Raw genomic sequence first — 12,557 nt, 5'->3', positions numbered from 1 at the left:
GCGTATCCCGCCTGTAGCGTGCGGGATGTCCTTCTGTCAGGGCCTGTATCGCGCCACTGGCCTGATACAGGCGCATACAAGAAAGCCGATGAGCGGCGAATTCCAGGCCGGCGCTGCCGTGCCGCGCTTGACTCACGCTTGACATAAAGTTCTCAATTTACAATACTAAATACACTTTCATTCTGAATTTGAGAACGACACGGTAAAACGTGCCGCAAGAGAACGTGGAACTCGCAGAGTTGGAGATCTTTCGGGCCGTCGCGCGCGAACAGAGCATCACCCGGGCCGCCAAAGCGCTTGAGCGCGTCCAGTCCAACGTCACCACCCGCGTCAAGCAACTCGAGGAGAGCCTCGGCGTCTCTCTGTTCCAGCGCGACAGCCGGAAGATGCTCCTGACGCCGGAAGGACACCGGCTGCTCGGCTACGCGGAGCAGATGCTGGCCCTGGCGGAAGAGGCGCGGCAATCGATGCGCCTGAGCGCGCCGAGCGGCACGCTGCGTGTCGGTTCCATGGAGAGTTCCGCCGCGACATTGCTGCCAACGCCACTTGGCCGATTTCATGCCGCGTGGCCGGACGTGGAACTGAATCTCGCCACGGGTACCACGGGCTACCTGGTGGATGCCGTGCTGAGCCATCGACTGGACTGCGCGGTGGTCGCCCACCCGGGTACCGGCGCGCCGTCCGATATGGACATGGCGGAACTTGGCGAAGGCCTGGAAGGCATCTTCCTGCGGACCGAAGAACTGGTCCTGGTCCTGCCCGGCACCCACCCGAAGGCACGCGGCCCGCAGGACGTGACACTGCGGCACCTTGCCGCGTTCGCGAAGGGTTGCACCTATCGCCGCTGCGCCGAAGACTGGCTGGAGCAAGGCGGCGAGGACCTTCGCCGCAGGCTGTCGGTGGTGGAACTGCCGTCGTATCACGCGATCCTGGCCTATGTCAGCGCGGGATCGGCCGTGGCGATCGTGCCGCGTTCGCTGCTGGCGATGTACCCGAATGCAAGCGGATTCCAGACCGTACCCGTGCGCTCCGCGCACACTTTTCTGGTGAAGCGCGCCGGCTTCACGACATCGGCATACGAAGCGTTCGTGCGCGAACTGCGCCATGCCTGAACCAGAACACCGCCGGCAAGGCCCCGCACGCTCCGGCTCTGAATACCTCACCCGACCTCAACAGGGAATCACCGCCATGGACACCACAACACGTTCCGGCAATGGCCGCAGCCTGCTTTCACTGCTCAATATCGCCACGCCGATCATCCAGGCGCCGATGGCCGGCGTCAGCACCCCGGCCATGGCCGCTGCCGTGTCCGAGGCGGGCGGACTCGGCTCGCTCGGCGTCGGCGCCATGGACGCCGACGGCGCGCGCAAGGCCATTCGCGAGACCCGCGCGCTGACCGGCAAGCCGTTCAACGTCAACCTGTTCTGCCATGCGCCCGCGGTGGCCGATGCCGCGCGCGAGAAGGCCTGGCTCGACTACCTTGCGCCGCGCTTTGCCGAGTACGGCGCGACGGCCCCGGCAAGCCTGCGCGAAATCTACAAGACCTTTCTCGCCGACGAAGCCATGTTCCACATGCTGCTGGAAGAGAAGCCGGCGGTGGTGAGCTTCCACTTCGGCCTGCCCCCGCAGGAGAAGATCGATGCGCTGCATGCTGCGGGCATCGTGCTGTTGGCCAGCGCCACGTCGTTGCAGGAGGCCCGCCAGATCGAAGCGGCGGGTATCGACGCGATCGTCGCGCAGGGCATCGAGGCCGGCGGTCATCGTGGCGTCTTTGATCCGGCCGGCTACGATGAAGGCCTCGGCACGTTCGCGCTGGTGCGCGTCCTGGCCCGGCACACCGGCCTGCCCGTGATCGCCGCCGGCGGCATCATGGACGGCGCGGGAATTGCCGCGGCGCTGGCGCTCGGCGCACAGGCCGCGCAACTGGGCACGGCCTTCGTCGGCTGCGCGGAATCCTCGGCCGACGCGGCCTACCGCGCTGCATTTTCAGCGCAACCCGAAAGGACGACCACGCTGACCCGCGCCATCTCCGGCCGCGCGGCACGCGGCTTCACGAACCGCTTCACCGAGCTCGGCGAGGCGCCCGATGCCCCCGCCATCCCCGACTATCCGACCACCTACGACGCCGGCAAGGCCCTGCACGCGGCGGCCAAGGCGAAGGGCAACAGCGACTACGCCGCGCAGTGGGCGGGCCAGGCGGCTCCGCTGGCGCGGCAGCTCCCCGCCGCCGAACTGGTCAGTCAGTTGAAGGCGGAATTGAAGGAGGCGATTGCGGGGTTGAACGCCAGGTACGGCGTGGGGGTCTAGCCAGACTTCACCGGGCCATCGCAGGACCACACGCGCGGCGGCTCTCGCCGCGCGCCTGCGACTCGGCAAGCATTCACGAGCCGGGAATCCGGTCCGGCTCCGACCGCTGGTCCAGCACGATCTGCATAAAGGCCAGATCCAGCCATTTCCCAAACTTGGTTCCAACCTCCGGAAGCAAGCCCACCTGCCTGAAGCCAAGCTTTTCATGCAGGCGAATGGAGCTGGCATTCTGCGCTTCGATCGCCGCCACCATGACGTGCTTTCCGAGACCGCGCGCGCGCTCGATCAGCGCGGACATCAGCGCTTCGGCGATGCCCTTGCGCCGCTGGTCCGAGCGGACATAAACGGAATGCTCAACGGTGTGCCGGTAACCGTCGAACGCGCGCCAGTCGCCGAAGGACGCGTAGCCCACCACGCCGGCATCGTCGTCGACCGCGACCAGCACGGGGTAGCCCGACTTCCGGCGCGCTTCGAGCCATTCCACGCGATTCGCCGCATCGACAGCTATCTCGTTCCAGATCGCAGTCGTATTGGCCACGGCCTCGTTGTAGATGACCGTGACCGCCGGCATGTCGTCAGGGCCTGCGTCGCGAATCTTCATTTCGCCTCTCCGAATCGATTTCTCGTATGATAGCCTACCGTCCACTATAGTGGATATCGAAAATACGCTTCGCGCGCGCGACCGCGCTGTCGCGCCATCACTCCTGATCCCTGTGAATCAACCGCCACCGGACCCCACCTTTGCGATCTCCACGCGCGTGCGCATCGAGCGCGAGTCGCGTGAGTGGTCGCTATCGGACCTTGCGCAGCGCTCCGGCGTGTCGAAGGCCATGATCAGCAAGATCGAGCGCGGCGAGGCGAGCCCCACCGCGACCGTGCTGGGAAAACTGTCTGGTGCGTTCGGCCTGCCGCTTTCCATGCTGCTCGCGCTGGCCGAGCAGGCCGGCGAGCGCCTGAGCCGCGCGGCGGACCAGCCGGTCTGGACAGATCCCGAGACCGGCTATACCCGGCGCGCAGTGTCGCCACGCAGCGGCAGCCTGCTCGAACTGGTAGAGGTCACACTGCCCCCGAACGCACGGGTCTCCTATCCGTCATCCGCGTTCACGTTCATGCACCAGCAGATCTGGGTACGGAATGGAGCGCTGGTGTTCGAAGAAGGCGACATGACGCACGAACTGGAAGCGGGAGACTGCCTCCAGCTTGGCCCGCCTGCGCCCTGCACGTTCTTCAATCCGGGGAACAAGCCCTGCAGCTATGTCGTGGCGCTGGTCCGGCGCTAGCTACACGCAGAGCCTGTCTGCTTTGGTACATCCCGCCCGCGGTCGATCCATCGTGATCGTTGGCAGCACTATGGCGCATTTCCACAACTGGCAGACCCAATGAGGTGACGTTGAGCGGCGACGCCTGACGCCGCGTCACAGAAACCTTCACTGAATCCGGGGCGGTTCTGCCCAATGGCGATCGACAACGCGCCGCCGTTCTTTAACGTATCTTCACCAGGTCTTTGGTGTATTGCCGCGCCTTCAACATATAGTCTCTAGCATTCTGCTCTATCCCCTGTTTGATCTCTTCGGTCAACTCACGCGATACCTTTGCAGGCATGCCCATCACTAGGCTCCCCCCAGGAAAGACTTTCCGTTCGCCTACCAGGGATCCAGCTCCGACAAGACAGCCCTCGCCAATCTCTGACCCATTAAGGATCACGGATTGAATACCCACAAGGCTACGCGCCCCCACCGTACAGCCGTGGAGCATAGCCTGATGTCCGACGGAGACCAGCTCACCTACCTCGAGAGGAAATCCCGGATCAGCATGCAAGACCGCACCCTCCTGGATATTCGCTCCGCGATGGATCGTAACCTTGTCGTTATCACCACGGATCACTGCGCCCGGCCATACAGAAACCTCCTCGGCAATGTCTACGTCACCGATGATTACTGCATGTTCGGATACGTAAGCCGTCGGATGAATTTTCGGCGTTTTGTTCCCAAATCGATAAATCGCCACGACTTGCTCCTCCTGTTTGGATAGGACTACGCACTTCCGCAGATCCGTCAATTTCAGCTTGATAGACCTGCGCGAGAATCGGGTTGTCGACAGAGTCGATTCATGCAACTGGCGATCTGAACATCTTCTACGCTTTTGGAGTAAGCGTGGCTGCAACCTCAAAGGCCACGGCGAGCACCCCTTCGCGACCCCTATGCGACGGCTAGTGAGACCGAGTTCAAGGTCTGGAGCTTTTGCACGAAGCACCACTCGGGCCCGCTGTTTCCACAAATTTGAAGCCGCGCTACACGCAAACTTCCTTTGTTTGTCTGCAACGTGCCCTCCATGGCCGACACCAACCCCAGCGTTCCCCAAGCCAGGCTCTCGGCAACTTGCTCTCTAAGTTCTTGACATCCTCCGGTTCGATTCTAAACTGATGTAATCGATTGCATCAAGTGACCTTGGTTGCATCGCAACAAGACAATATGCGGCATTGCCACAGTATCTTCTGTAGAAAACCATGATCATGTAATCGATTACCTAACCCAAGGAGACAACAATGCAAGAGCGCCGTCGCAAGTTTTATGGCTGGGGTTATGAGGGAGACAGCGTCACGCCGGAGGAAATCAAAGAGTTCGAGGCGGCATGGACGCGACTGTTGGGCATTGAGCACTTCGAAGCCACGCCGTTTCCAAGACCTGAGGAAATTGAGTTGAGAGCTCCCCGGGTACAACCGCCCGCTTCGCTTCGCGAACTCTGCACGACAGATCACTATGACCGCCTGTATCACACATATGGAGCGGGCACCATGGATGTGGCGCGCGCCATGCGAAAGGAGTTTTCAAATCCTCCAGACTTAGTCGCTTATCCGCGGACTGAACAGGATATCGTTGATCTGTTCGACTGGTGTGGGCGTCAGAGCATTGCCGCGGTCCCTTACGGCGGCGGCACTAGCGTTGTGGCTGGAGTCAACCCGCCAGTACACGATCGTTACCGCGGCGTGGTGTCCATTGACATGAAGTACTTCGACAAGGTGCTGGAGGTAGATCACGTATCACAGGCGGCCCGTATTCAAGCAGGTGTCTTAGGCCCCGATCTGGAGCGCCAGCTCAAACCTACCGGCCTGACCATGCGATTCTTCTTGCAGGCTTGGGAATTTTCGTCATTGGGTGGCTGGATCGCGACACGCGCTGCAGGGCACTTCGCGACGGCGTTCACCCAGATCGACGACCATGTTGAAAGCATGCGCGTCGTAACCCCCCGGGGAGATATTGCCTCTAAGCGCTTCCCAGTGTCTGGCTCGGGACCCAACCCAGATCGCCTCTTTCTCGGCTCGGAGGGCGCACTGGGCATCATTACCGAGGCGTGGGTCAAACTTCATCGGCGCCCGGTCTTCCGCAAACAGGCAACTGTGCGCTTTCGAGACTATGGGAATGCTGTCGAGGCAACGAGATTGCTCTCGCAGTCGGGACTGAATCCCTCTAACGCCCGCCTCGTAGAACGAGAGGAGGCGGAATATACCGGGTCCAGCGACGGTAGCTACGACATCCTTGTTCTAGGATTTGAATCCGCCGACCACCCTGTCGACGCACGACTGAAGCGCGCATTGGAAATCTGCGCAGAATTCGGCGCTGAATGGGATAAAGACACCGTAAGCGGAAACCAGGATGGCGCAGACTCAGCGACATCGAGTTGGCGCAATAAATTCCTGCGCGGCCCCTACTTGCGTGAATACGCCATCGCGCGTGGCGTTATGCGCGAAACCATGGAGACTGCCATCACGTGGGACCGGTTTGCCGCGCTCCATCAACACGTCAAGGCTGAAACGCATCGAGCCATTCGCGAAGTGACCGGGCGTCCCGGGTCGGTAACTTGCCGATTTACCCACCTCTATCCAGATGGGCCAGCTCCATACTTTACGTGGTTTGCCTACGGCGACAAGACGAGGCTGCCCGAGCAGTTCCAGGCAATCAAACGGATCGCGGAACAGGCCATGGTCGACGCGGGGGGCACGGTCACACATCACCATGCGCTCGGCAGGGACCACCGGCCTTGGTACGACAAGGAGCGCCCAGAACTCTTCTGCACGGCTCTGAAGGCAGCCAAACAAGCCTTTGACCCGCACCAAATCCTGAATCCTGGCGTGCTGTTTGACCCAAGCTAACTGGCCCAATCGGAAGGAGCAAGAATATGGCAGGCCCCCTTGCAGGTATCAAGGTCTTAGACCTGAGCCGGATCCTGGCCGGCCCCTGGAGCACGCAATTGCTGTCCGATTTGGGCGCCGACGTGATCAAGGTCGAGCGTCCTGGCAGCGGAGACGACACGCGAGCTTGGGGCCCGCCCTTCCTTACCCGGGAAGATGGCACTACGACAGATGAGTCAGCTTACTTCCTGTGTGCCAATCGCGGCAAACGCTCGATCACTCTAGATGTGAGCAGCAAGGCCGGTCAGGATTTGCTGCGCGAGTTAGTCAAGGATAGCGACGTCTTTGTTGAGAACTACAAGTTCGGTGACATGCAACGCTACGGGTTGGAATTCAACGCGTTAAGTGAGATCAATCCTCGCCTCGTCTACTGCTCCATCACAGGTTTCGGTCAGACGGGTCCGTACCGCAAGCGAGCCGGCTACGATTTCGTGGTGCAAGCCATGGGAGGCCTGATGAGTATTACGGGAGAGCGCGACGATCTCCCTGGTGGCGGCCCGCAGAAATGCGGGGTACCAATATCGGACTTGATGACCGGGATGTATGCGAGCGTTGCAATTGTCAGTGCGCTCTTCGAGCGCGTCACCAGTGGTTGCGGGCAGTACATCGACATGAGCCTGCTGGATACTCAGGTGGCATGGCTGGCAAACCAGGCGTCGAACTACCTGGTGGGTGGGATCCATCCACGACGCTGGGGCAATGCGCATCCCAATCTGGCACCTTACCAATCATTTCCTGCAAGCGATGGCTCTCTTATCGTAGCGGTCGGAAATGACCGGCAGTTCCGAGCGTTGTGCGAAGCCCTAGGGCTAGTCAAGCTTCCAGATGATGACCGCTATCGAAACAATGCGGATCGTCTAAAGCACCGTGAAAGTCTTGTGACCGTGCTCTCAGAGCGTTTTGCCGAACGAGAGAGAGACACGTGGCTCACACTATTGGAATCGGTCGGCGTACCTTGTGGGCCTATCCAGAGCGTTCCCGAAACACTGGAGGACCCTCATGTCCGAGCGCGCGAGATGGTTTTCTCATTACCCCACAGCTGCGGAACAAGCGCGCCCCAGATTGCAAATCCCATCAAGTTCTCTCGTAGCAGGATCGACTATCGTCGCGCTCCCCCAGCGCTGGGCGAACACACAGAAGCCATCCTGAAGGAAGAACTCGGACAAACCTTGGAGCAAATTCACGCACTGCGCCGCAACGGGACGATTTGACGCGTAGATGGCTTGAACACAGTGATCGCCAAAAAGATCATGTTCACATGGAGACAAGCATGCATCGATTTCTGCGAATTGCGGGGGCATTGGCCTTCTGCGGAGCAACACTAACTATCGGACAGGCGGCCCAGGCCAAAGAATGGCCAGCCCAACCGATTCGAGTCGTTCTTCCCTATCCACCTGGTGGCGCCTCAGATGTGACGGCCAGACTCCTAAGCGCAAGACTCAGCCAAGCGTGGGGCGAATCCGTTGTTGTCGAGAACCGACCTGGTGCAAACGGCATCATCGCTAACGAAGCGGTCGCGAAAGCGCAGCCTGACGGCTACACGGTGCTGATGGCCAATCTGGGACCGAATGCCATCAATCCTGCGGTATACGGAAAACTCCCTTATGACTCCCTGAAGGACTTTGCTCCAGTTGTCTTGGTGACAACTGTGCCGCTCATCATCGTCACAGCAGCAAATTCGCCAATCAAGGACCTGCGCCAATTGATCGCGATGGCAAAGGCCAAGCCGGGTCAGATCACTTATGGATCCGCCGGCAATGGTGCGGGCAGCCACCTGGCCGGCGAACTCCTTAATACCATGGCTGGGGTCAAGATGAGCCACGTTCCCTATAAGGGAGATGCGCCTTCGCTCACAGACGTGCTTGGTCAGCAGATCAATATTGCCCTTCCCACCGCGCTTGCGGGCATGCCGCACGTCAAGAGTGGAAAGCTCAGGGCGCTCGCGGTCACGAGCAAGACCCGATTACCGTCACTGCCCGATGTACCCACGGTTGATGAAGCGCTCGGGATAAGCGGCTACGAAGCCGTGTCCTGGGGGGGCTTCATGGTTCCGAACGGGACATCACAGGCCATCATTGCCAAGATGAACGCCGAATTCAACAAAGCCCTCCAGGATCCGGAGATCCGCGACAAGCTGATGGCTCAAGGGGCGCAAATCGCGGGTGGCACACCTGAGGCGTTCAATACGTTTCTTCGCGCCGAGCTGTCGAAGTGGAAACGAGTGGCAGATTCAGCAAAGGTCCGCCTTGACTAGCATCACCGCGATGTAGGTCCGTCGTCGGGACAGGGCCCCTCGACGACGGGAAATAGCTTTCGATTAACGTCGTTACAATGGATGACAGACGGCCGGCATCCCGGCTGAAGATAACATCTGGCCCGATATGGTGAATGTCAAGCAAGTCGCCCTCCTCGCCGGGGTTTCCTCGGCAACTGTTTCCCGTGCGCTGACATCGCCGGATCGGCTGCGACCTGACACGCTGGAGCGCGTACGAAACGCTATTGCAAGCCTCAACTACGTTCCTTCCTCGGCAGCTCGCGAGCTACGCCAGGGGCGCACGCGGTCGGTTGGCATAATCGCGCCGACACTGATGAATGAGCTTTACGCCAAAGCAGTCGATACCTTGGAGGCCCAGCTCGACCGGCTTGGATATACGGTTCTATTAACTTGCCACCGTGACGACAGCGAGACCGAATTGCGCTGCGCGCGCGCCCTATTGGAGCGCAGAGTCGACGGAATCGCAATAATCGGTTCGCAACATCATCCCGAAGTCTTCTCGCTAATACACAAGCACGCCATTCCGTATGTCCTAATGTGGGCCGTCGACCGTGAAGGTATGCACCCGACGGTGGGGTATGACAACCGCTTGGCCATGCGCAGGCTAACTGCCTACCTGGTCAAACAAGGACACCGGCAGTTTGCCGTGCTCCCAGGACCTCTCGAAACTCAGTTTCTATCGTCCCAACGGCTTCTGGGCATCCGAGACGTCCTCAGCGAGAACAGCATTTCCTTACCCGACAGCCGCATTTTTCCGACCCCTTACGACGCACCTGCTGTGCGGCAAGCGGTTCGCGCCTGCCTGCAGCACAAGGGCTCGCTGTCGCATGACGAACAGCCGACCGCCCTGATATGCATCAATGACTTCATCGCTGTGGCAGCGATTGCGGAGTGCCGCACCTTAGGACTTTCGGTTCCGAGCGACATCTCGGTCACAGGCTTCGGCGACTGGCAGATGGCGGAACTAGTAACGCCCGCACTAACGACCGTGCGCTCGAATCCCGTTCTGATTGGCGAACTTACTTCGCGCAACTTGATTGACCAGATTGAAGGCGGGGCCAAACGCATCCAGACCGAGTTCGAACCTGACTTAGTGATTCGCGAAAGTACTTCACCACCCCGATAGTTAAGAGTTGATTCCGTTGAACTACTTCTGGCGGAATAATACAACTAGGCTGGTTGATACTGGAAAGCGTGCGTCCTACCTTCCAGCCGTCTCTTCTCGCAATTCTCTAGCGGCCGTGTCGGACAGGGTTTCCTGCTCGTCTCGCCGCCCACCAGGCAACGCTCCGCGCAGCGCGAGCATTGTGCACACGTCTGCTATCGCGACATCGAATGCGGCCTCGAACGGGCTCGTGGGTCGTGAGTTCGCTTCTCCTACACGTTGTGCGTCGCAAACGACTCTTGGTACGAACTTAATTTACTAGTAAGCGCTTAGTTTTCACTGACCAACTGATATGGTGTCTGACAAAAGCTGCCTTACAGACCCTCCTGTAAGCCTTTGATATTTCTCGCAGCCATTTGCTTCGTGAACGGCCTTGCTCTTACATAACCTATGCATCACGTACAAAAGCTGACTTACCAAATGTCTTGGCCCCCTAGGTTGCCCTTGTCGACCGCTCCCATCAGGAAGCGTCAGGATCAAGGTCTGCGTGCGTCCGCCTCAACTCACCCCTCATAACCCTATAAATGTCGCTGTCGTGTATCGTTCGTCCCGCACACTCAAGTCCAACAACGATCCGCAGGCCGCACGAGCATGCCAAATGAGCAACTTCCGATCGCCGTGGTATTCGGACTTGCTCGACCCGGTGATTGGGGCCGTGATCGGCGCTATCATTAGGACAATAGAACGCCGACTTTTTCCAGTGGCTTTTCGACCCGGAAACCACCTGCTTCCAATTCGATGGCGTTCGCCTTCCTTTTGCGTACAACACTTTCGCCGACCCCAGGGGTATCTTCATTGCCTCGGCAACCACATTAAGGGTCATGCCAGCATCGACTTGACTCGTCACTTCAAACGCCCAGTCCTTGCCGTAGGTGTTGACCGCCTCCACTTGAGACATGTCGAAGATCGTTCTATTGAATCGCGAGCTGATCTTGATTGACAGACCGCAGGCACACGAAGCACGCACAAACTCGCCGGCCCACCTTCTCGGCGAGACGATCGCCATGGCGATCGGCCCCATATGCGACGCAAATGGGTTAGGGCATAGCAAGATTAGACGTTTCCTTGCCGCTTCGTCGTTGCTGGCTTCTCGTTCCCTCTCATCCTCCAGTTCCACGTCATATTTGTCCTTGAGAAATATCCTCCACATCGTTCGACACAGCGGATCTCTCATGACCTTGTCTCGACAAGATTCGTGACTCAACCATCCACAGGGGAAAAAGTCATCCAGGCCCTTCAGTCGGGAAATCGCTTCCTGCCAATATGTCTCGAAGGTGGTCTCACACAATCTTTCCTCCACGCGGCCGGAAAAGCCTGCCTTCTGCGTCGCTATCAGCAAGGAAGGCACTTCATCCGAACAGGAACAGGTCGGCTGTCGAAGCAACTCGATGACATGTCTTGACAGCATTTTCAACCTGTCCGACAGGACCGGCGTCTTCCGGTACTTCGCAGTGTCCCTGGGGATCAATATTTCAGCCGACTCCCAGAGTAGCGCGTCCTCATATCCTTCGACAGCATCAGCGCCAATCAACTCGACTTGGTGGATGTCACATGTCCAGACGCCGGCTAGCTGATGACTAAGGTGCCACCAAGCTTCACCACTTTCTCTCTCTTCGTCCGCACAATCCGGACACCAGCGAAGGGTACCGGCCACCAAATGCTTCGCGGATCTGATGACCGAATAGACTTTACCTCGCCAATCCCCGCCCTGTAACAACGTCGTGTAGATCAGCGCGGCGGCATCCGGCCGTTGATATGCACAAAGGTAAGGGATGATCGTATGGTGGAGGAACAACTGAATCCATGTAACGCTGGAATGCAGTTCGTAATCCAAGGCAACCCTGCTCAGTGCTATCGGAAGGTGAAATGGAAGGTGAAATCCCCCCCGTTCACGTTTCCCGAAAAACGCTGGAAACCGTAACCTGGCTTCCTGTCTTCCAAAAGAAGCGATGTAGCGCATGCATACGCTGGAAGCCAATTCGTCCTGGTATGGTGCTGGCAGAAATAGATTCATGTCGGCCTCCCATTGTGCCCGGCATAGTCCTCCATCATCTCATCGGCAGCAGCCTTCTCACGACCCGTAGCATTGCTTGCATTTTTCTTTAAATTTTTATTCTGCAAGTACTCAACAATTAGCCATTGTGCGTCGCACGCTACTCGCCTCTCGGCAAGCTGCGACAGCGATCGGACGACTTCATCCTCCTTTTCCCCCATGCTGAGGAGGATAGCGACCGCGTGCGCCACCGTCCGTTGGACTTCGGCTTTTTTCGACTCCGCCTTGAGCTTCGACCGCTGCAGAGACAATCGCATACGCTTAATTTCTTCTTCTATTTCCCCCCCTATCTCCTTCATTAATTGATCAAAGTTTTCAGGATGTTCTATTGGCGCTTCAACTTTTACCTTATACAACAGCGGAAATAACGGCTTAAGATATTTGAACGCCATTTCCTCAAGAAGCTCCTTTGTTATTTTATAAATCGGTACGTCTTTTTGAAGACCCCTCACTTGATTGTGGTGGTCTAATTTCCTCGGACAGGTCGATAGGAGGACAATCCGGAATCGACGAGGAAGAAAGATAGATGACAAGAAGGCGCCGACAATTTGACGCCAGCTTCAAGCTG

The 12,557-nt window shown here is 58.6% G+C and carries 12 protein-coding genes; 7 read left to right on the top strand and 5 right to left on the bottom strand.

What is annotated here, in order from left to right:
- Nucleotides 1-224: 224 nt before the first annotated feature.
- The gene (locus KHO22_RS25400) at nucleotides 225-1,112 is read left to right on the top strand and encodes a LysR family transcriptional regulator (protein ID WP_211950029.1); all 888 of its coding nucleotides are present in this window, start codon (nucleotides 225-227) and stop codon (nucleotides 1,110-1,112) included.
- 76 nt (nucleotides 1,113-1,188) lie between these two features.
- Nucleotides 1,189-2,307: an NAD(P)H-dependent flavin oxidoreductase gene (locus KHO22_RS25395; protein WP_211949934.1), complete on the top strand. Its 1,119-nt coding sequence runs from the start codon at nucleotides 1,189-1,191 to the stop codon at nucleotides 2,305-2,307.
- A gap of 73 nt (nucleotides 2,308-2,380) precedes the next feature.
- Here KHO22_RS25395 and KHO22_RS25390 read toward each other — a convergent pair whose 3' ends face one another.
- Entirely contained in the window at nucleotides 2,381-2,908 is a 528-nt protein-coding gene (locus KHO22_RS25390) for a GNAT family N-acetyltransferase (protein WP_211949933.1), read from the bottom strand.
- A gap of 112 nt (nucleotides 2,909-3,020) precedes the next feature.
- Here KHO22_RS25390 and KHO22_RS25385 point away from each other — a divergent pair, with 112 nt between their 5' ends.
- Nucleotides 3,021-3,587: a helix-turn-helix domain-containing protein gene (locus KHO22_RS25385; protein ID WP_230427017.1), complete on the top strand. Its 567-nt coding sequence runs from the start codon at nucleotides 3,021-3,023 to the stop codon at nucleotides 3,585-3,587.
- 202 nt (nucleotides 3,588-3,789) lie between these two features.
- Here the strand turns inward: KHO22_RS25385 and KHO22_RS25380 are convergent, their stop codons facing one another.
- Nucleotides 3,790-4,314 (bottom strand): gamma carbonic anhydrase family protein, encoded by a 525-nt coding sequence (locus tag KHO22_RS25380; protein ID WP_211949932.1) that lies wholly within the window; start codon nucleotides 4,312-4,314, stop codon nucleotides 3,790-3,792.
- A gap of 538 nt (nucleotides 4,315-4,852) precedes the next feature.
- On the opposite strand from KHO22_RS25380, the gene KHO22_RS25375 reads away from it, so the two are divergent.
- From KHO22_RS25375 to KHO22_RS25360, 4 genes are all read left to right on the top strand, one after another.
- The gene (locus tag KHO22_RS25375; RefSeq protein ID WP_211949931.1) at nucleotides 4,853-6,457 is read left to right on the top strand and encodes an FAD-binding oxidoreductase; all 1,605 of its coding nucleotides are present in this window, start codon (nucleotides 4,853-4,855) and stop codon (nucleotides 6,455-6,457) included.
- Between the two features lie 26 nt (nucleotides 6,458-6,483).
- Nucleotides 6,484-7,707 (top strand): CaiB/BaiF CoA transferase family protein, encoded by a 1,224-nt coding sequence (locus tag KHO22_RS25370; protein ID WP_211949930.1) that lies wholly within the window; start codon nucleotides 6,484-6,486, stop codon nucleotides 7,705-7,707.
- A 59-nt stretch (nucleotides 7,708-7,766) separates the two neighbouring features.
- Nucleotides 7,767-8,750: a Bug family tripartite tricarboxylate transporter substrate binding protein gene (locus KHO22_RS25365; RefSeq protein ID WP_211949929.1), complete on the top strand. Its 984-nt coding sequence runs from the start codon at nucleotides 7,767-7,769 to the stop codon at nucleotides 8,748-8,750.
- 127 nt (nucleotides 8,751-8,877) lie between these two features.
- Nucleotides 8,878-9,897 carry a LacI family DNA-binding transcriptional regulator gene (locus KHO22_RS25360; RefSeq protein ID WP_211949928.1) on the top strand — a complete coding sequence of 340 codons (1,020 nt, stop codon included), beginning with the start codon at nucleotides 8,878-8,880 and terminating at the stop codon, nucleotides 9,895-9,897.
- A gap of 75 nt (nucleotides 9,898-9,972) precedes the next feature.
- Here the strand turns inward: KHO22_RS25360 and KHO22_RS32910 are convergent, their stop codons facing one another.
- From KHO22_RS32910 to KHO22_RS25345, 3 genes are all read right to left on the bottom strand, one after another.
- The gene (locus KHO22_RS32910; protein ID WP_211949927.1) at nucleotides 9,973-10,077 is read right to left on the bottom strand and encodes an NUDIX hydrolase; all 105 of its coding nucleotides are present in this window, start codon (nucleotides 10,075-10,077) and stop codon (nucleotides 9,973-9,975) included.
- A 319-nt stretch (nucleotides 10,078-10,396) separates the two neighbouring features.
- Entirely contained in the window at nucleotides 10,397-11,950 is a 1,554-nt protein-coding gene (locus KHO22_RS25350; protein WP_211949926.1) for a TniQ family protein, read from the bottom strand.
- Nucleotides 11,947-12,381, bottom strand: a complete 435-nt coding sequence (locus tag KHO22_RS25345) for a hypothetical protein (RefSeq protein ID WP_211949925.1) — start codon at nucleotides 12,379-12,381, stop codon at nucleotides 11,947-11,949. The genes KHO22_RS25350 and KHO22_RS25345 overlap by 4 nt, the downstream gene beginning before the upstream one ends.
- Nucleotides 12,382-12,557: the final 176 nt, after the last annotated feature.

This window comes from Cupriavidus yeoncheonensis, from assembly GCF_905397275.1.
GTDB classification, from domain to species: domain Bacteria; phylum Pseudomonadota; class Gammaproteobacteria; order Burkholderiales; family Burkholderiaceae; genus Cupriavidus; species Cupriavidus yeoncheonensis.
Note: the sequence above shows the minus strand (reverse complement) of the source record. Positions and strands in the feature narration are given on the sequence as shown.